The organism is Ruegeria sp. CJ9 (genome assembly GCF_056536625.1).
This window is the reverse complement of record NZ_JBQFPY010000010.1, coordinates 18932-38578: the sequence shown is the minus strand read 5'-3', so window position 1 is coordinate 38578 and position 19647 is coordinate 18932. Positions and strand designations below refer to the sequence as shown.

At 58.7% G+C, this 19647-nt stretch carries 19 protein-coding genes; 6 read left to right on the top strand and 13 right to left on the bottom strand.

Translation table 11 applies throughout. From position 1 onward, the window contains the following. Positions 1 to 3 precede the first annotated feature (3 nt). A complete protein-coding gene (locus tag ACR0AJ_RS17970; protein WP_368040153.1) occupies positions 4 to 867 on the bottom strand; it encodes an alpha/beta hydrolase in 864 nt (287 codons plus the stop codon). Between the two features lie 227 nt (positions 868 to 1094). On the opposite strand from ACR0AJ_RS17970, the gene ACR0AJ_RS17965 reads away from it, so the two are divergent. Continuing rightward, the gene (locus ACR0AJ_RS17965) at positions 1095 to 2111 is read left to right on the top strand and encodes a DUF418 domain-containing protein (RefSeq protein ID WP_170351405.1); all 1017 of its coding nucleotides are present in this window, start codon (positions 1095 to 1097) and stop codon (positions 2109 to 2111) included. A gap of 51 nt (positions 2112 to 2162) precedes the next feature. Next, positions 2163 to 2792: a LysE family translocator gene (locus tag ACR0AJ_RS17960; RefSeq protein WP_170362522.1), complete on the top strand. Its 630-nt coding sequence runs from the start codon at positions 2163 to 2165 to the stop codon at positions 2790 to 2792. A 4-nt stretch (positions 2793 to 2796) separates the two neighbouring features. Here ACR0AJ_RS17960 and ACR0AJ_RS17955 read toward each other — a convergent pair whose 3' ends face one another. Beyond that, positions 2797 to 2961 carry a hypothetical protein gene (locus ACR0AJ_RS17955; protein ID WP_170516929.1) on the bottom strand — a complete coding sequence of 55 codons (165 nt, stop codon included), beginning with the start codon at positions 2959 to 2961 and terminating at the stop codon, positions 2797 to 2799. Between the two features lie 308 nt (positions 2962 to 3269). On the opposite strand from ACR0AJ_RS17955, the gene ACR0AJ_RS17950 reads away from it, so the two are divergent. Further along, positions 3270 to 3809 (top strand): adenine phosphoribosyltransferase, encoded by a 540-nt coding sequence (locus tag ACR0AJ_RS17950; protein WP_170351410.1) that lies wholly within the window; start codon positions 3270 to 3272, stop codon positions 3807 to 3809. Between the two features lie 48 nt (positions 3810 to 3857). Here the strand turns inward: ACR0AJ_RS17950 and ACR0AJ_RS17945 are convergent, their stop codons facing one another. From ACR0AJ_RS17945 to coxB, 11 genes are all read right to left on the bottom strand, one after another. After that, positions 3858 to 5276, bottom strand: coding sequence for an FAD-binding oxidoreductase (locus tag ACR0AJ_RS17945; RefSeq protein WP_480649050.1), 1419 nt, complete (start codon positions 5274 to 5276; stop codon positions 3858 to 3860). Positions 5277 to 5314: 38 nt separating this feature from the next. Next, the gene (locus ACR0AJ_RS17940) at positions 5315 to 6133 is read right to left on the bottom strand and encodes an MBL fold metallo-hydrolase (protein WP_170351414.1); all 819 of its coding nucleotides are present in this window, start codon (positions 6131 to 6133) and stop codon (positions 5315 to 5317) included. A 101-nt stretch (positions 6134 to 6234) separates the two neighbouring features. Then, the gene (locus ACR0AJ_RS17935) at positions 6235 to 6819 is read right to left on the bottom strand and encodes a GNAT family N-acetyltransferase (RefSeq protein WP_170351416.1); all 585 of its coding nucleotides are present in this window, start codon (positions 6817 to 6819) and stop codon (positions 6235 to 6237) included. Beyond that, on the bottom strand, positions 6819 to 8081 hold the full coding sequence (locus ACR0AJ_RS17930) for a M16 family metallopeptidase (RefSeq protein ID WP_170351418.1): 1263 nt from the start codon (positions 8079 to 8081) through the stop codon (positions 6819 to 6821). The genes ACR0AJ_RS17935 and ACR0AJ_RS17930 overlap by 1 nt, the downstream gene beginning before the upstream one ends. Further along, positions 8078 to 9466: a threonine synthase gene (gene thrC, locus ACR0AJ_RS17925; RefSeq protein WP_170351420.1), complete on the bottom strand. Its 1389-nt coding sequence runs from the start codon at positions 9464 to 9466 to the stop codon at positions 8078 to 8080. The genes ACR0AJ_RS17930 and thrC overlap by 4 nt, the downstream gene beginning before the upstream one ends. Then, complete coding sequence (locus ACR0AJ_RS17920; protein WP_480741511.1) at positions 9463 to 10140, bottom strand: SURF1 family protein; 678 nt, start codon at positions 10138 to 10140, stop codon at positions 9463 to 9465. The genes thrC and ACR0AJ_RS17920 overlap by 4 nt, the downstream gene beginning before the upstream one ends. A gap of 169 nt (positions 10141 to 10309) precedes the next feature. Further along, positions 10310 to 11125, bottom strand: coding sequence for a cytochrome c oxidase subunit 3 (locus tag ACR0AJ_RS17915; RefSeq protein ID WP_170351424.1), 816 nt, complete (start codon positions 11123 to 11125; stop codon positions 10310 to 10312). A 22-nt stretch (positions 11126 to 11147) separates the two neighbouring features. Continuing rightward, positions 11148 to 11723: a cytochrome c oxidase assembly protein gene (locus ACR0AJ_RS17910; RefSeq protein WP_170351425.1), complete on the bottom strand. Its 576-nt coding sequence runs from the start codon at positions 11721 to 11723 to the stop codon at positions 11148 to 11150. Next, positions 11723 to 11884 (bottom strand): hypothetical protein, encoded by a 162-nt coding sequence (locus ACR0AJ_RS17905; protein ID WP_170351427.1) that lies wholly within the window; start codon positions 11882 to 11884, stop codon positions 11723 to 11725. The genes ACR0AJ_RS17910 and ACR0AJ_RS17905 overlap by 1 nt, the downstream gene beginning before the upstream one ends. Further along, complete coding sequence (cyoE, locus tag ACR0AJ_RS17900; RefSeq protein ID WP_170351429.1) at positions 11881 to 12837, bottom strand: heme o synthase; 957 nt, start codon at positions 12835 to 12837, stop codon at positions 11881 to 11883. The genes ACR0AJ_RS17905 and cyoE overlap by 4 nt, the downstream gene beginning before the upstream one ends. Before the next feature lie 76 nt (positions 12838 to 12913). Then, positions 12914 to 13825 (bottom strand): cytochrome c oxidase subunit II, encoded by a 912-nt coding sequence (gene coxB, locus ACR0AJ_RS17895; protein ID WP_170351431.1) that lies wholly within the window; start codon positions 13823 to 13825, stop codon positions 12914 to 12916. Between the two features lie 176 nt (positions 13826 to 14001). Between coxB and tldD the strand changes: the two genes are divergently transcribed. The 3 genes from tldD to topA all read left to right on the top strand — a co-directional run bounded on the left by tldD (position 14002) and on the right by topA (position 19559). Continuing rightward, positions 14002 to 15423 (top strand): metalloprotease TldD, encoded by a 1422-nt coding sequence (gene tldD, locus ACR0AJ_RS17890; protein ID WP_480741510.1) that lies wholly within the window; start codon positions 14002 to 14004, stop codon positions 15421 to 15423. A 228-nt stretch (positions 15424 to 15651) separates the two neighbouring features. Beyond that, on the top strand, positions 15652 to 16779 hold the full coding sequence (gene dprA, locus ACR0AJ_RS17885; protein ID WP_480664373.1) for a DNA-processing protein DprA: 1128 nt from the start codon (positions 15652 to 15654) through the stop codon (positions 16777 to 16779). Between the two features lie 161 nt (positions 16780 to 16940). Continuing rightward, on the top strand, positions 16941 to 19559 hold the full coding sequence (gene topA / locus ACR0AJ_RS17880; RefSeq protein WP_480664375.1) for a type I DNA topoisomerase: 2619 nt from the start codon (positions 16941 to 16943) through the stop codon (positions 19557 to 19559). Positions 19560 to 19647 lie beyond the last annotated feature (88 nt).

Below are 19647 nucleotides of genomic sequence, written 5' to 3'. Positions count from 1 at the left end.
ACGCTATTGCGCAAGGGTCTGCTGCACCTCATCCCACAACCCATGCGACCAGAGGTCGTTATGGGTGCCGTCTGGGATGACATGCAGCTCGGCGGTGTCGCCCGACATCGCCGCCAGCGCCTGGCCATGATGCAGCGGGACGGTTTCATCCTGGGTACCGTGGAAGATCAGTATGGGCACCGTAACGTCGCCGATAAAGTCGCGGGTTGCGAACTGATCCTTCATCAAGGCTGAGACCGGCAAGAACGGATACCGCTCGGCCGCCACATCCACGGTTGCAGTGAAAGGTGCCTCAAGCACCAAAAGCTGCGCATTTGGGCGCTCGGCGGCGACGGCAGCCGCGACGCCGGTTCCAAGGCTTTGACCGTGCAGGACGACAGCTTCGCCTTCGGTATCCAACCGGTCGAACATCTGTATCCCATCCGTGATTAGCGCCAGTTCCGAGGGCTCACCTCCGCTGCCCGGAAAACCGCGATAGCTGGGGGCGAACAGACCAAAGCCGCTGTTGAGGATTTCCCGCAGCCGGTCTGCCCGGTCACCCAGATTGCCGCTTTGACCGTGAAAGAACAAAACCGTCGGCGCACCATCGGTGGCCGGCGGCGCCGACCACGCTGTCAGAACAACCCCGTCAGACATGGGCAGAGAGATCAAGTCAACATCCGCCAGCCCAACCTCATTGGGGGCGGGCAATTCTCCGGACGGTTTGTATAGCAGCTCATCCTGATTAGCGTACATGTACCCCACGATCCCGGCGTAAATCACGACGCTGATCAGGATCAGAAGGATCAGCACACGTTTCAACCGCCCGTCGTTTGAGCGGGACATGTCCTTGAACGCTTTTGTATAGTCGGGATGTGTCTGCGTCACCTTCGCCTCCGATCCTTTGATATGCCCTAGGTTGTAGGGCCAGACCGGCGTTTCAAGGACGGTACGCACGCTTTAACACAATCTTTAACTTACTCAACTCGGGCACATTGTGACCGATGAAGGTGGCAAGGTCGCCCTGATCCTCGCAATTTGTTTATCTTAAACACGCCACAGAACCGCATTTGTGCCACAAAATCATTTCAGTACACCCCAAACAGAGGAGCACCATGAAACGACTCGAAGCCCTGGACGCCGCCCGCTTTTTTGCTTTCTGCGGCATGGTGCTGGTGAACTTCCGCATCGCGGCGCAAGTTGCGCCGGGCCAAGACTGGGCGTCGGGTTTTGTCGACGCATTGGAGGGGAGGGCCGCCGCACTGTTCGTCATTCTGGCCGGTGTAGGATTGGGTCTGTCGAGCATCCCCGCTGGTGTGCTGCTACGGCGCGCGGCCTTTCTGTTCGTTCTCGGCCTGATCAACATGACCGTGTTCGACGCCGACATTCTGCATTTCTATGCATTGTATTTTGTGGTGGGGGCTGTGTTTCTTTCGGCCTCGGGACGTTTGTTGTGGCTGGGGGCGTTGGGGATTGTTGCGCTGGCCGTTTTGGCCAACCTTATCTTTGACTATGAGCGGGGCTGGGATTGGTCCACGCTCAGCTATACCGACCTCTGGACCCTGCCCGGCTTTTTACGAAATGCAATTTTCAACGGTTGGCACCCGGTTTTACCTTGGGCTGCTTTCCTGCTGATCGGCATGGCCATCGGGCGATCACAGCTTCGAACGATCTGCATTCAACACCGCCTGATCATGTGGGGATTTGGCGCTGCCGTGTTGGCCCTTATTCCACAAAGGTTGATGTCCGAACCGGAATTGGTTGCCTATCTAGGCACTGCGTCGATTCCGCCAGGGCCGTTCTATATCCTGGCCAGCACCGGATCGGCGTGCGTGGTGATCGGACTGTTGCTGAAGCTATGGCCGAAGATCGAAAAACTGCGCTTTGGCTCTGCCCTGACCGCTCCGGGACGGCAGAGCCTGACCCTATATGTGGCGCATATCCTGATCGGGATGGGATTGCTGGAGGAGCTTGGTTTGCTAAATGGCACACTCAAACCAACACAGATCGTGGTTTACGCGCTCGGGTTCTGCGCTTTGTCCTCGGGTTTTGCCCTATTGTGGTTCCGCCGGTTCAAGCGCGGCCCACTTGAGGCATTGATGCGTCGCGTCACCGAGCCACGAAAGGCTTGACCTCACCGTCGCGGCGGGGCTTGGTGAGGGCGAAACCAAACGGGTAACCCCATGTCTTTTGAACTTTGGCTGGCTTTCGTGGCCGCATCGACCGCCTTGCTGCTTATCCCCGGCCCGACTGTGTTGCTGGTGCTTAGCTATGCCTTATCAAAAGGGCGCAGCGTCGCCGTGGCCTCGGCCACAGGGGTGGCGGTAGGGGATCTGGTTGCAATGACCGCTTCGCTACTGGGGCTGGGGGCGCTGGTGCTGGCCTCGGCTACTTTGTTTTCTGTGCTGAAATGGGTGGGTGCGGCCTATCTTGTGTGGCTGGGCATCAAGCTGCTGCGTAGCGCGCCCTCGGGCGGGTTAGAGGCGCCAGCGACCGGGCGAAATGTCACCGCACAAAGTGTCTTTGGCCATGCCGCCGCCGTTACGGCGCTGAACCCGAAATCCATTGCCTTTTTCATCGCCTTCGTACCGCAATTCCTGCGTCCGGCGGACCCATTGGGCCCGCAATTCGCTATCCTGATCGCGACTTTCGTGGGTCTGGCCTGGCTGAACGCGCTGGCCTATGCGCTGCTGGCTGACCGGCTGCGCCGGATGATCGGACGCACCGGGGTAATCACTGCGATGACCCGGTTCGGAGGGCTGACTTTGATTGGAATGGGGGTTGCAACCGCCGTGCTGCGCCGCCCGGCCTGAGGGTTCAGCTCACTTCGTGTTCTTTCATGAACCCACGGATAAAACGTCGTATTTCGCGAGCGGCTGATGTATCCAGTTCCCTGCACAATTCAACAAATGCGTCCCGCTCATCCTTGTCCAGGCGCAGGACCAACTGGCTGTTTTTCTTGGCAGATACCTTGCTGTCCATCTTTCCCGCACACCCTGTTCAATGCCTAAATCCACAAGCGATACACCGCATATACAATGCATAGCAAATTCAGGTACCGGCGACCTACCAACAAAACAGAGTTTTGGCAATCAACCTTCCCGCGACTCAGGCATTCCATTTACCAGTCCGGCGCGTCCATCGTGGTCACCCACCGCACAGCATCTCTATTTCGTATTATCAAAGCTCAATTCCGCTCCCTGTCGGGAAGTCAGCGATAATCTTTCCTTGCAAGGCTGTCCTCAATGGGCCAAATACGCCCGCGTGTTTTGACGTCAGAGGGATTGGCAATGTCCAGAAACAAGTCGGTCAAGGATTACATCCGAACCATCGTCGATTTCCCGCATGAGGGGATCATGTTTCGCGACGTCACCACACTGTTCGCTGATCCGCGCGGTTTTCGTATGGCAATCGACCAGATGTTGCACCCCTACGCGGGTGAGCAGATCGACAAAGTCGTGGGCCTCGAGGCGCGCGGCTTCATACTGGGCGGTGCCATTGCCCATCAGCTGAGTGTTGGCTTCGTGCCGATCCGCAAAAAGGGCAAACTGCCCGGCACAACCATCAGCCAGGATTACAAACTGGAATATGGTGAGGCCATCGTCGAGATTCACGATGACGCCATTCAACCGGGCGAGAAAATCCTTGTCGTCGACGATCTGCTGGCAACGGGCGGCACCGCCGCTGCCGGGATCAAGCTGATTGAACGGCTGGGGGGTGAGATCGTATCATGCTCGTTCATTGTCGACCTGCCGGAACTGGGCGGCCGCAAGGCGTTGGAAGACATGGGTATGGATGTGCACGTTCTGTGCGAATTCGAAGGGCTGTAAACGCCCGTCATTCAATTTCCCAAAGGCAAGGCGCGGGAAGCGGCACGATCAATCCGCCCTCAAAACCGCACCCGGATTCATGATCCCCTGCGGGTCCAGCGCAGCTTTGATGGCACGCATTGCAGACAGCTTTGTCGCGCCGCCATAGCGCTCAAGATCATCGACTTTCAGACGCCCTACCCCATGCTCGGCACTGACCGAGCCACCAAAGGCCTCCACCAGATCATGCACAGCGTGTTTGACGGCCTGTCTCTCGCCATCAAACTCCGAACGGCTGTGGCCCAAGGGCGGGAACACGTTGTAGTGCAGATTGCCATCACCAACGTGACCAAAACAGTTGATGCGGAACAACCCAAGCGCGGCCACGACCTCGGCCCCGCGTTGAATGAATTCGGGAAATCGGGAAATCGGGACCGAGATATCGTGACTGGACACCGACCCGATCAGCCGGTTGGCCTCGGGGATACGCTCGCGCACGGCCCATAGGTCCATACGCTGCGCCTCGCTTTGTGCAATAACCGCCTCCCCGACGAGGCCAGCTTTGTCCGCTTCGATATACAGCGTTTCCAGCGCGTCGGCGGGCGAGTGCCCCGCAAACAATCCAAGCTCGATCAGAACGCACCATTCAGGCTGGGTCTCAAATGGCTGGCGCACATCTGGCAAAACCTCGGTCAGGAATTGCAGCCCCTGCTTGTGGATCAGCTCAAAGGTGCTGACCGCTTCACCCAGTTGGTCGTGGGCCAATGATAGTAAATCGATCGCCGCTTGGGGCGAAGCGACCTGAACCATCGCGGTTCCGACCGCCTCGGGCCGCGGAGAAAGTTTCAACGAGGCGGCGGTGATGATCCCCAATGTACCCTCCGCACCTATCAGCAGGTTACGAAGATCATAGCCGGTGTTGTCCTTGCGCAACCGGCTGAGCCCGTTCCAGATTTCACCGCTGGGCAGAACCGCCTCAAGCCCCAAACAAAGGTCGCGCGCATTGCCATAGCGCAACACGTTGACCCCACCCGCATTGGTAGCAAGGTTGCCCCCGATCCGGCACGATCCCTGCGCTGCAAGAGCCAGAGGGAATAACCGGTTCGCCTCTTCCGCGGCGGTTTGTACATCAGCCAGAATGGCACCTGCCTCGGCAATCAGAATGTTTTCGGTCGGGTAAACCGCCCGGATCGCGGTCATCCTCTCTAACGAGATCAAGAGGGGCGCTGGCCCGTCCGGCATTACCTGTCCGCCTACCAGCCCTGTGCCACCACCGTAAGGCACTACCGGTACCCGCTTATCCAAGGCCAATCGAACCAGCGCTGCTACTTCATCAACCGTTCGCGGTAAGGCCAACAAACCGGCATGTCCGGTAAAACGCCCCCGTGGCTCTTCCAGATAGCGTTCCGTGACCGGGCGCATAATATCTTCACCCAGATCAGCCCGGATCAGACGGGCCAGTTTCTCATCGGCAGGATTCAGTGTCATGCCACCTCATTGCCCAAGCGAACGCGCCCGGACAAGCCCTATTCCAGTTCGATCAGATACTGCGGCTCCAGCACGACCACTGTTGGCTGACTTGGCAGAGTACGCAGCGACACGGTGATTTCGGTCGCTCCCTTGCGTTCAACCGGAAAATCATTGCGGATATCGACCAAAAACCGGTCCAGCGAAAAGCCGGAAAACCAGTGCATCGGGATGATAACGGAACTTTTCAGCCGCTTGAGGACCGAGATCATCTCGGGCAGAGGCATCGTCGTTCCCCCATCCACCGCCGCCATGACAACATCCAGCCGCCCCAACGCCGCAAATTGTTCATCGGATGGTATATGGTGCAAATGGCCCAGATGGCCGATGCACAGCCCTTCCACCTCGAACACAAAGATCGAATTGCCGCGCTCTTCAACGCCGCCATACGCAGATCGGATATCGGTCGAGACATTGCGCACCAGCATCTCGCCCAGATCAAGGTAATGATCGATCCCCAGCCCAAACTCGCCCCACCCCGGCAACACATGCGGGATTGCAGGATCGGGATGAGCGGTCCAATGAGTACTGTGCGCATGGTTCATGGTGACCACATCCGGGATCAAATCGGCACTACCGATAAAGCCGGTGAAATCCGTCACTGCGTTCAACCCGCCCTGCGTCTGGATTAGGAAAGAGGCATGGGCGATATAGCTGATCCGCACGGAAAATTCCGGGATCGGGTCCTGCCACGCCGCCTTGTGAATATACTCGATCCCCGGCGCGGCATCCGCGATGGCGATACAATGGCTCGGCCGCCGCTCCTGCGCCACAGCCCCGCCCGAGATCACCATCAATACCGCAACAATCCAGCGCATGGGGCAAGTGTAGCGCAGAACGCCAACAAGTCATGCCCCTTGTTCATCTGGCCAAAAATATCTCGGGGGAGGCGCGGCTGGCCGCGCCGGGGGCAGAGCCCCTAGCCCGCGTCCGTCTTGCCGCGCCGATCCGACCGCAGGCTGGCATACAGGACATGCGTCCGCCACCGCCCGTTGATCTGCAGATAAGACTGCGCCACGCCTTCATATTTAAAGCCCGAGCTTTCCAGCAACCCGCGCGAGGGCTTGTTTTCGGGCAGGCAGGCGGCCTCGATCCGGCTCAGATCCAAGCGGGTGAAGGCATAGTGGACAATCGCGCCAATCGCCTCGCGCATATACCCGTTGCGGGCAAAGGTTTGACCGGTCCAATATCCCAGCGTCCCGGCCTGCGCCGGGCCGCGTCGCACGTTGTCCAGCGTGATCGCCCCCAGAAGCACATCATCGGATCGACGGAATAGGAACAAAGGAATCGCTGTGCCACTGGCCACTGAACGCTGCGCCCAGTAGACGCGATTGGTGAAAGATTTGCGCGTCAGATGATCCTTAGCCCAGATCGGCTCCCACGGGGTAAGGAATTCTTGGGACGCTCGCCGCAGCGCCGCCCAATCGTTGAAATCAGAGTGAACGGGCGGGCGCAGGCTTAGGCGCTCGGTCTCGAGTTTCAGCTTGCGTCTGCCCAACAGCATCACGCCGCACGCCTCTCCTGCAATTCTGACAGCGTGGGCGCGGCGGAAACTGGACCGTAGAGCGCCAAGGCCGCCGGCGCCTGAAGCGCCATCTTTTCCGCAAACGCACGAACATCCCCCGTGCTGACTGCATCGATCTTGGCGACCGTATCCTCAAGCGACGGCACCCGGTCCCAAATCTGAACCAGACGCGCCAGACGTTCCGCCCGGTTTGATGGGCTTTCCAGCCCCATCAGCATCCCGGCTTTCATCTGCGCGCGGGCGCGGGCAACCTCTTCGGCGCTCATGTCTTCGGCGGCACGCTTCATCTCATCGATGGTAATCGTGGCCAGCTCTGCGACCTGATCCGCCGAGGTGCCTGCGTAGATCGTTGTTGTTCCGGTATCAGCATAGGCCCCGGTCTGCGCAAAGATCGTGTAGCATAGGCCACGCATCTCGCGCACCTCCTGAAACAGGCGCGAGGACATGCCGCCACCCAAAGCGGTGGAGTAAATCTGTGCCGTATAGATCTCATCGTCGCGGTAGCCGGGGCTTTCCAGCGCGAGTGCGAAATGGGCTTGTTCCAGCTCTTTCTCTTGTCGCGCTTCGCCACCGGTGAAGCGGGCCGTTTCAGGAACCAGCCCTTTGCGCGGTTGCAGATGGCCAAACATCTCTTCGGCCATTTTCATCAGCGCGTCGTGATCCACCGCGCCCGCGGCAGACAAGATCATCTGTTCCGGCCCGTAGTGCTCAGCGACAAAACCCGACAAGTCCTCGCGCGAGAAGGCGCTGACCCGCTCAGTCGGGCCCAGAATGGTGCGGCCCAGCGGTTGATCGTGATAGCTCTGCTCTTGCAACCAGTCAAAAATCACGTCGTCCGGCGTGTCATAAGCCTGGCCGATCTCTTGCAGGATCACGCCGCGCTCGACCTCGATCTCGCGCGGGTCAAAGATAGGGTTCAGAACGATGTCACCAATCACGTCCATCGCCAGCGCCACATCGTCTTTCAGAACGCGTGCGTAATAGGCCGTCACCTCGCGCGAGGTATAGGCGTTGATATACCCGCCCACATCCTCGATCGCTTCGGCGATCTGCAGCGCAGACCTGCGCTCAGTTCCCTTGAACGCCATATGTTCAAGGAAATGGGCAATACCGTTCTGCTCGATCCGTTCATGCCGCCCACCGGCGGTTACCCAAATGCCGATGGCCGCCGATTGCAGCCCCGGCATATGTTCACTGACGATACGAAAGCCGTTCTTCAATTGGTCTTGTCTGACAGTCACTCAGCAATATGCCTTTTGATATGATCCTCAATGGCACCCAGATCATTGGCGATGCGGGTCACCCGTTCCGGACGTTCATATAGATCAGACATGCGAGAGGGAAGAGGCGGATGTACGTCACTCGCCTTCTCAACCGCCGCCGGGAATTTCGCCGGATGAGCGGTGGCCAAAGTGATCATCGGAACGTCAGCCGCACGGTGATCTTCGGCGACCTTGATACCGACCGCGGTGTGCGGGCAAACCAGCTCGGCGCTGTGGGCCAATGCGGATTTGATGGTGGCCAGTGTTTCATCCTCGGACACGCGGCCCGAGTCGAAATTCTCGCGCAGTGCTTCCATCGCGCCCTGACTGACGTTGAAGCCGCCATTCTTCAGCTCATCCATCAACTGCGATACAGCGCTGCCATCCTCGCCATAGGCATAGTACAGCGCACGTTCAAAGTTCGAGCTGACCTGAATATCCATCGACGGGCTGATCGAAGGAATGGTGTCGCCCTTGAAGTACCCCTGCCCCGAAAGGCAGCGATGCAGAATGTCGTTCTGATTTGTGGCCACAACCAACCGATCAATGGGCAGCCCCATGCACTTGGCGATATAACCGGCAAAGATGTCACCAAAATTGCCGGTAGGCACGGTGAAGCTGACCTTGCGATGCGGTGCCCCCAGGCTGGCCGCAGCCGAGAAATAGTAGACCACCTGCGCCAACACGCGGGCAAAGTTGATCGAGTTCACACCCGCCAGTTTCACCCCATCGCGAAATTCGAAATCGTTGAACATGTCCTTTACGGCAGCCTGACAATCGTCAAAGTCGCCATCAACGGCCAATGCATGCACATTGCTGTCTGCCGGCGTGGTCATCTGGCGGCGTTGCACCTCGGACACACGACCATGGGGGAACAGAATGAACACGTCCACGGCATCCAGCCCCCGGAACGCCTCAATCGCGGCCGAGCCCGTATCGCCGCTGGTTGCGCCCACGATGGTCACACGTTCACCGCGCCGCTTCAGGGCCACCTGGAACAGTTGCCCGATCAGTTGCATGGCAAAGTCTTTGAACGCCAGTGTCGGACCGTGGAACAACTCCAGTAGGAAGTGGTTTTCGTTCAGCTGCTTCAGTGGCGCACGGGCATCATGACCAAAGCCTTCATAGGCGCGGGCGATGATCGCCTTGAACTCATCCTCGGCAAAGGACCCGCTGACATAGGGCCACATCACGCTGAACGCGATTTCCTCATAGGGCAACCCTGCCAATGCTGCGATCTCTTCCTGGCTCATCACCGGAATTTCGGCAGGCAGGTACAGGCCACCATCGCGGGCCAGCCCGGTCAGCATCGCCTCTTCAAAGGTCAGTTCAGGCGCTTGGCCACGGGTCGAGATGTATTTCATTGCTCTTCACTTTCAGAAGGGGCGCGATTGCGCCACAGGAAATAACCGGTCATCGCGGCCCAGACCAGAGCCAGACCAAACCATGTGATTGCATATTGCAGGTGGTCATTGGGAATACCCGCAGTGTCGACAGGCAGGGGCGTCACGCCCGGGTCAGTTTGTGAACGGGCGATAAGAAGCACCGGTTCAGCCCCCAAAGCAGCGGCCAGATTGGGCACGTCGCGGGCAAACCAGATATTGCTTTCCATGTCCGGTTCGGGTGTGTACCCGTCGACCTCATCGGGCCAATGCAGATTACCCGTTACCTCCATCTGACCCACCTGCCGTTCAGCCTGCTTGGCAGTGGTCGGAACAAACCCCCGGTCTACAAGAATTGTTCGGTCTTCAGTGCTGAAACGCTGAATAATGCGGTAACCTGCGCCAACAAGTTTGACCGAAACCAGAACATGGATTTCCCCGGGCTCCATCTCACCAGAAATCGTTACCGGCAAGTACTTGTCATCCTCAGGAGAAACGCTGTCGGGTAAGGCAACCGGTGCTGCCGTGATGCGAGTATCAATCTCGGACAGAACACCCTGTTTCCATGTCAGTCGCTGCATCTGCCAGAAGCCCAGAGACAACAGGATCGCCACACCGGCAATACCAAATATCAGCAGGAACAGGACGCGGCGCATATCGGGACCAGATTTCGTTACCTAAAGGCTCGGGTTGAACCGGCGCCTTGTTAAGGGTGCCACGTGCAAGATTGCAACCACGCAATTGTATCGGGCGCAATCTTGCGCCCTGGATAGAGAAAAAGCCGCCCCTTGGGGCGGCTTTTGCAATTGGATCGCCTGACCGGCGTTAAATCAGCGGGGCCTGACCCCAGATGTAGACGGCGAAGAACAGGAACAGCCAGACGACATCCACAAAGTGCCAGTACCAGGCTGCCGCTTCAAACCCGACGTGTTTTTCAGGGGTAAAGTCACCGCGTAGCGCCCGGATCAGGCAGACCGAAAGGAAGATGGTACCGATGATCACGTGGAAACCGTGGAACCCGGTGGCCATGAAGAAGTTAGAATAGAACTGATCGTCGCCGAATTTCCAGCCTTCGTGCGCCAGCAATTCATAATATTCAAAGCCCTGCAGGGCAGTAAATGCGATACCCAGTACGATACCGATAGCCAGACCGTTGATCAGCGCCTTGCGGTCATTGTCATGCACCAGCGCGTGGTGCGCCCAGGTGATCGCACAGCCCGACAACAGCAGAACCAGCGTGTTGATCAGCGGCAGGTGGAAGGGGTCAACCGCGTGAATATCCGGCTGGATGTACTCGGTGCCAGCATAGTCGTACATCGGATACATGCGGTGTTTGAAGAACGACCAGAACCAGGCGAAGAAGAACATCACCTCGGACATCACGAACAGGATGAAACCATAACGCAGACCGATGCGTACCACCGGTGTGTGATCACCGGCGCGGCTTTCGGCCACAACCTCGGACCACCAGGCGAACATGGTGTAAAGAACGGCCACCAGACCGGCCCAGAACACAAACGGTGTAACACCGTGCATCCAAAGGACGGCCCCGAACAGCATCACAAAGCCACCGATCGCGCCGATCAGCGGCCAGATCGACGGGGCCAGAATGTGATAATCATGGTTTTTTGCGTGTGCCATCAGCGTCCCTCACCTACAGGCGTTAGTTCGTATTTGTATCTGCCTGCTCATCCAGGGCTGCGTAGCCCTCGGGCAGGTCTATTTCGTAGAATGTATACGACAGAGTAATCGTATGCACATACTTGGCTTCCAGATCCTCGACGATTTCCGGGTCGACGAAGAAGGTTACCGGCATCTGCACCCGCTCACCGGGTTGCAGCACCTGCTCTTCAAAACAGAAACAGGCGATTTTCTGAAAATACCCACCGGCCGAATACGGCGCGACGTTGTAAGACGCCTGCCCGGCAATCGGACGGTCGGTCGGGTTGTGGGCTTCGTAAAAGGCCAATCCGGTCTCACCGATGCGCACTTCCATCTCACGCTCGACCGGTTTGAACTCCCACGCCATGCCTTTGGCTTTCGAGGCGTCAAAGCGGACAGTGACCTTGCGGTCCAGAATATCCTCGGGCGCGGTTTCGGCCACACCAACCGTACCGCCAAAACCAGTGACCCGGCAGAACCAGTCGTAAAACGGCACCGCCGCCCAGGCCAAACCGCCCATCAGCACGACCACACTGACCGTCTGCATCACTGTTTTTTGCGGACCGGACAAGGCCATCAGTTCTGAACCTCTTGTGTCGGCTGACCCAGGCCAGTGCCCGAGACTTTTACGATCGTTAGCCCAAAGATGATCACAATGAAGGCAGCCAGCGTCAGACCCACCCCCAGATTGCGGTTGAACCGGCGCTGGTGCAGTTCATGGCTTTTGCGCAGACTCATGACCAACCTCCCAATCCATAGGGTTTCAACAACGCCTCAGCCAGAATCGCGCCGAAGTGCAGGAACAGGTAGAGCAGCGACAGCTTAAAGAATGAGCGCTCGACCTTGAAGTTATCTGCCTCTGAGTCATCCTCGGTGCGACGCGAGATCTGCCACGCTCCGCGCAGGAACAGGGCGTTCATCACAACAGCAACGGTCAGATAGATCGGGCCACCGATGCCCGAGAAGGACGTGCCAACCGCCAGCAGCGCCAGCAGTACGGTGTAAACAAGAATGTGCCAGCGCGTCGCGCGGCGGCCGTGTGTCACGGTCAGCATCGGCACACCCGCATCGTCGTAATCCGAGCGCATGAACAGCGCCAGAGCCCAGAAATGCGGTGGAGTCCACATGAAGGTCAAGGCAAACATCAACCACGGCTCAAGCGTCATCGACCCCGTGGCCGCGACCCAACCGATTACCGGAGGGAAAGCCCCTGCCGCACCACCGATCACGATGTTCTGCGGCGTCGAACGCTTTAGCCACATCGTGTAGACCACGACATAGAAAAAGATGGTGAAACCCAGGAAGGCTCCGGCAAACCAGTTCGTTGCCAGACCCAGCATGATCACCGACAGGCCAGACAGCGCCAGCCCAATGGCCATGGCCTCGCCAGCATCAACCTTGCCGGACGGAATCGGACGGCCTTTGGTGCGCTTCATCACCTTGTCAATGTCAGCGTCCCACCACATGTTCAGCGCACCCGAGGCACCACCACCGATGGCAATGAACAAGATGGCGCAGAAGCCGACAAAGGGATGGACCGGCACAGGTGCCGCCAGCAGACCGACAAGCGCCGTGAACACCACCAACGACATGACCCGCGGCTTCAGCAGGGCGAAATAGTCGCCAAAGCTGGCCTCGTCCGCGCGGGTCTGCGCGGTCACGGTGCTGGCATTGAAGCTTGCGTCGCTCATGTCGGGTCCTTTTGGGGCGAAAGCTGCGCGATCACCGCGCAGCCTGCATCATGTATTCATCCGGCCAATGCCCGAATCAGTTCGAAGCAACCTGATAGGCCGCAGGCTGACCTGCGTACTCTTCCAGAGCGCCTTGCAGCCATTGCTCATAGGCTTCTTCGCTGACAACCTTGACGGTGATCGGCATGTAAGCGTGGTCCTTTCCGCACAGTTCAGAACACTGACCGAAATAGATGCCTTCCTTGTCAGCCTGGAACCACAGCTCGGCCAGACGACCCGGTACGCCGTCCTGCTTCACGCCAAAGGACGGGATGGTCCAAGAGTGGATCACGTCCGACGCAGTCACCTGCATAACGATGATCTTACCGACCGGCACAACAACGGCCGTATCGGTGGCCAGCAGCCACTCATCATCGCTGTAACCGGAATCGGCCAGCTTAGCGCGCATCGCATCATCCAGAACGAACGGCGTTACGTCGGCATCCGCCGGGCGGGCACCTTCGTCCAGAGTTGCGGGGTGACCCAGCAGATAGCTGTCGAACGCAAAATCGTGATCAACATATTCGTAGGTCCAGTACCACTGGTTGCCCACCACTTTGATTACCACGTCACCTTCGGGAATTTCCTGCTGTTTGAACAGAACCGGAAGTGAGAACGCACCGATAAAGACCAGAACCAGGATCGGCCCCAGGGTCCAAGCAATTTCAACCGGGGTATAGTGCGAGAATCGCGCCGGTGTCGGGTTTGCGCGCTGATTGTAACGCATGATGCAGTAGACCAGTAGACCCGCGACCAGCAGACAGATGACGGTGATGATCACCAGAATCATCGCGTCCAGTCTGTGAATCCCCACGGCAAGGTCTGTAGCTGCAGGCTGGAAATTTACACCGCCGGCAACCGGCTTGCCAATAATCTCAAGCTCCTGAGCCATGGCGGGAAGGCTGGAGAGGGCTGTTGCAAGCCCGGAAAGCATCAAAGCGTTCTTCATTTTCTGTCCTGATCGTCTGATCTTAGCTTCTCTGGCGAAAAGGTGTGAATCAGTCGCACCTCTCCCGTTGTCTTTGGCCGCGTTAAAAACCATATTCCGGCGGGTAGATAAAGCAAAATGCTTGCGTCAAACAGACGCTATTTTTGATCTGGATCAAACCGGAAAGGTCCCAACCGATGCCCAACGACCCGTTTCGCCCGTTTGAAAGCGTTCTTCCGCAGGACGAAGCGCTTGCAGTTTTGCAGTCGGCCACCGCCGGGGCCGTGGATGGTGAGCTGTTTGTCGAGCGGCGAAAATCCGAGTCTCTGGTCTTTGACGACGGGCGTTTGAAGACGGCGTCCTATGATGCTTCCGAAGGATTCGGCCTGCGTGCTGTGCAAGGTGAGGTGGCGGGCTATGCACATTCCACCGATGTTTCGATCCCGGCGCTGAAACGGGCCGCCGAAACCGCGCGTCTGGCGGTAGGCGACGGCGGCGGCACCTTGGCCGAGGCGCCCCGCGCCACCAACACGCGACTTTATACTGACGAAGATCCGATCGAATCCGCTAGCTTTCCGGTGAAAATCGAGACCATGCGCGAGATCGACGCCTTTTCCCGCGACTTGGATCCGCGCGTCGTACAGGTCAGCGCAACCATCGCCGCCGCTGTGCAAGAGGTCGAGATTCTGCGCCCCGACGGCGTTCTGGTGCGCGATGTGCGCCCGATGACCCGCCTGAACATCTCGGTCATCGTCGAACAAAATGGTCGCCGCGAAAGCGGCTCGGCCGGGGGGGGCGGACGCGTTGGTCTGGATGGCCTTATCGACCCGACAGACTGGCAGGACAAAGCACGCGAGGCGCTGCGGATCGCCTTGGTCAATCTGGACGCCATCCCTGCCCCGGCGGGCGTGATGGAGGTGGCCCTGGGCCCCGGCTGGCCCGGTATCTTGCTGCACGAGGCCATCGGACACGGGCTGGAAGGCGACTTTAACCGCAAGGGCAGCTCGGCCTTCGCGGGCCTGATGGGACAGCAGATCGCGTCAAAAGGCGTCACCGTCGTGGATGACGGCACGATTGCCGACCGACGCGGATCGATCACTGTAGATGACGAAGGCACGCCCAGTTCGCGGACAGTGCTGATCGAGGATGGCGTTCTGACTGGTTATATGCAGGACCGTCAGAATGCGCGTTTGATGAATGTTGCGCCCACCGGAAACGGGCGGCGGCAAAGCTATGCGCACAAGCCCATGCCACGAATGACCAATACGGTGATGTTGGGCGGCAACGCCGATCCTGCTTCGCTTGTGGCCGATATCAAAGACGGTATCTGGGCCGTGGGCTTTGGTGGTGGGCAGGTGGATATCACCAACGGCAAGTTCGTGTTTTCCTGCACCGAGGCGTACCGCGTTGAAAACGGCAAGATTGGCGCCCCGGTCAAGGGTGCAACCCTGATCGGCGACGGACCCTCCGCCCTGAACCGCATCCGGGGATTGGGCAATGATATGGCGCTTGATCCGGGTATGGGCACCTGTGGGAAAGACGGCCAATGGGTGCCGGTAGGTGTCGGCCAGCCAACCGTTCTGATGGACGGCCTGACCGTCGGCGGATCTGCTGCCTGACACAGAATCGGTCACCGGCAAGGTTAACGCCACGTGTGGACAATCAATCGATATTGATGCCTGTCTGAGAATTTCCATCGGGCAGGCAGTTTATTTTCCTGTTTGTTATCTGACGGTTACACCAAACACGCTATCAATTCTGGGAAATTTTCTGAATAATTTGACAAGATTTACAAGCTGTTAACCCCCTCAGTCGTAAACCAGTTCTGCAATCAGGCGGAGCAACGGATGACCGAAGAGCAGCTTTCTTCCTATCACCCCACACTCCCACCCACCACGGAAGAGGACCGGTTCTCCTGGCTTCGTCTGTTGCGCTCGCGCAAGGTCGGCCCGGCGACGTTTCGTCGGCTGCTGCGCGAACATGGCTCAGCGCAGAACGCGCTGGCCGCGCTGCCTGAAATGGCACGTGCCGCCGGAATTAAAGGGTATGAAATTTGCCCGCCTGGCGTGATTGAGGCGGAGCTCAAGGCCGCAAAAGCCGCAAACGCGCGGCTATTGTGCCTTGGGTCCGCTGATTTCCCCACTGCCCTGAACGATTTGTCCGATGCCCCACCGATGCTTTGGGCCATTGGCGACGTATCCGTGTTGCGCAAGCCCTCAATTGCGATGGTCGGTGCGCGCAATTGCTCGTCTTTAGGGGCGCGGATGGCGCGTGGCCTGGCAACCGACCTCGGAAAACAGGGATATGTCGTGGTCTCGGGCCTGGCCCGCGGGATTGACACCTCGGCGCATTTGGCGGCGCTGAATACTGGCACGGTGGCGGTCATGGCCGGCGGCGTAGATGTGATTTATCCTGCGGAAAACACCGATCTGGCAAGGGACATCGCCCAATCTGGCCTGCGCCTGTCGGAACAGCCCATGGGCGTGACACCGCAAGCACGGCACTTTCCCCGTCGTAACCGCATTATCTCGGGCCTGGCACAGGCTGTTGTGGTGGTTGAAGCGGCAGCAAAATCCGGCAGCCTGATCACCGCACGCGACGCGCTGGATCAAGGGCGCGAGGTTCTGGCAGTACCCGGCCATCCTTTCGATGCCCGCGCCGCCGGTTGCAATCTGCTGATCCGCGACGGGGCCACTCTGGTGCGGTCCGCCGAAGACGTTATCGAAGCGTTGCCAGAACAACAGTCCGAATTATTCGAGACCACAGTTCCCGAAATGACACCCGAACCCGTCGCCTCGGGTGCCGCCCTTCATCGCGAAATTCTGGCTCGGCTTGGTCCTTCGCCCATCGCCGAGGACCAGTTGATCCGCGACATCGCAGCCACGGCAGGCGAGATTGGTCCGGCGCTGGTTGATCTGGAATTGGACGGGCGCATCCAACGTCAGCCCGGTGGGTTGCTGTCACTAACGGCCTGAGCAAGCGTCTCACGCCCCGCGCTGATTTTTTGAAAGCTATCGCGCTGAAATCGCCGTAAAATTCACGTATTTAAAGGAACGCATTGACAATTCGCTCTTGCCCTACACATCTTGCACGATCATAGAAGGCGCCCAATCCGTCGAGCGAGGTTTCCCCTTAAATGCCTGTTGTTGTTGTAGAATCCCCGGCCAAAGCCAAAACAATCAACAAATACCTTGGCCCTGATTACACTGTCCTGGCATCTTATGGTCATGTTCGCGACCTGCCCCCCAAGGACGGTTCCGTCGACCCCGAGCATGAATTTGAGATGAAATGGGAGGTCGGCAACGACAGCCGTAAACATGTCAAAGCCATCGCCGACGCGCTGAAGGAAGACAATGCCCTGATCCTTGCCACTGACCCCGATCGTGAGGGTGAGGCGATCAGCTGGCACTTGCAAGAGGCGCTGACCAAACGCCGTTCGATCAAAAAGGATACGCCCGTCAGCCGCGTGACCTTCAACGCCATCACCAAAGACGCGGTGACCGAGGCGATGCAGAACCCGCGTGAGGTCGATATGCCGTTGGTCGAGGCGTATCTGGCCCGCCGCGCGCTGGACTATCTGGTCGGGTTCAACCTGTCTCCGGTTTTGTGGCGTAAACTGCCCGGCGCGAAATCGGCAGGACGTGTGCAATCGGTCTGTCTGCGCCTGATCGTCGAGCGCGAGATGGAGATCGAAGCGTTCAAACCTGTCGAATACTGGTCGGTACGTGCCCTGTTTGAAACGCCACGCGGTCAGACCTATGAGGCACGCTTGGTCACTCTGGCGGGCAAAAAGCTGGACAAGCACGACTTGGCCAATGCCACTCAGGCGGAACTGGCGGTTCAGGCGATCACCAGCCGCGCGCTCAGCGTTACTTCGGTCGAAGCCAAGCCCGCCGCGCGCAACCCCAGCGCACCGTTCATGACCTCGACCCTGCAACAAGAGGCCAGCCGCAAGTTTGGCATGGGTGCCCGCCATGCCATGCAGGTGGCGCAGCGGCTGTATGAGGCGGGTTACATCACTTATATGCGGACCGATGGTATCGATATGGCGCCCGAAGCCGTGGCCGCCACCCGCGATACAATTGCCGACCGGTATGGCGCGGAATATGTGCCGGACAGCCCACGCATGTATAAGAACAAGGCCAAGAACGCACAGGAAGCGCACGAGTGTATCCGCCCAACGGACATGGCGCGGGATGCCAAGGCACTGAAGGTGACGGATGAGGATCAGCGCAAGCTGTATGACTTGATCTGGAAGCGCACCATCGCCTGTCAAATGGCCGCCGCGCGTCTGGAAAGAACAACGGTTGAGGTTGGCAGCGCCGACGGCCAGGTTGGCCTGCGTGCCACCGGTCAGGTGGTGCTGTTTGACGGCTTCATGCGCGTGTATGAAGAGGGTCGCGATGATGTGGCCGATGACGACGAAAAGCGCCTGCCGCAGATCATGCAGGGTGATCCAGCACCGTTTGCCAAGACATCGCTGAAGGATCAGTTCACCAAGGCTGAGGACAAGGCCGCCATCCTGTCCGACAACGAATCCGTTCTGGCCCTGCAACACCACACCCAGCCGCCGCCGCGCTATACCGAGGCCACCTTGGTCAAGCGGATGGAAGAGCTGGGGATCGGGCGCCCCTCGACCTATGCCTCGATCGTGACCACGATTCAGGACAGGGAATATGTACGCAAGGACAAGAACCGTCTGATCCCCGAAGAAAAAGGCCGGATCGTAACGATCTTTCTGCTGAATTTCTTCCGACAATATGTTGGCTATGAGTTCACCGCCAATCTGGAGGAACAGCTGGATGATGTCAGTGCTGGGGACCGCGACTATAAGGACTTGTTGGGCAAGTTCTGGCGCGATTTCTCGGCCGCCATTGGCGAGACATCGGAATTGCGTATTTCCGAGGTGTTGGACAAGTTGGACGAGGCACTGGCGCCGCAATTGTACCCCTCGCGCGAGGATGGTTCTGATCCGCGCGTCTGCCCGAAATGCGGCGTGGGCCAGTTGCACCTGAAAACCTCGCGCACCGGCGGGTTTGTGGGCTGCGGCAACTACCCCGAATGCACCTATACCCGCCCCATCGCGGGCGAAGGGGCCGAAGGCGACGAGCGTCTGCTGGGTGAGGATGCAGGTGATGAGATCTGGCTGAAATCCGGCCGGTTCGGTCCTTACGTTCAGCGCGGCGAACCCACGCCCGAGAACAAGAAGCCGCCGCGCGCGTCCCTGCCCCGCGGGTGGAGCAAGGATGACATGGATCTGGACAAGGCGCTGACGTTGCTGTCCCTGCCCCGCCAGATCGGCGAACACCCCGAGGGCGGTATGATCAGCTCGAATTTTGGGCGGTTTGGACCGTATCTGATGCACCAATTGCCCGAGGAAGCAAAACCGGTCTATGCCAACCTCAAAGACCCCAACGATGTGTTCGAGATCGGTATGAACCGCGCAGTTGAAATGCTGGCCGAGAAGCGCGCCAATCCGGGGCGCGGGCGCAGGGCCGCTGCCAAACCGCTCAAAGAGCTGGGCGAGCACCCCGATGGCGGCGCAATGCAGGTTCTTGATGGGCGGTATGGGCCATACGTGAAGTGGGAAAAGGTCAATGCCACCATTCCCAAGGATATCAAGCCCGAAGACGTGACGCAGGAAATGGCCATTGAGCTGGTCAATGAGCGGGCTGCCAAGAAGGGCACCAAGAAAAAGGCCGCACCCAAGAAAAAAGCGGCAGCCAAGAAAACAACCAAGAAGGCGGCCACCTAAGGGTGGCTAGGTAGAAATACCACCACCCCCTTGGATTCGTTGACTTCCCCGTGACGTGGCGGCACAACCTGCCCATCACCAAGTCATT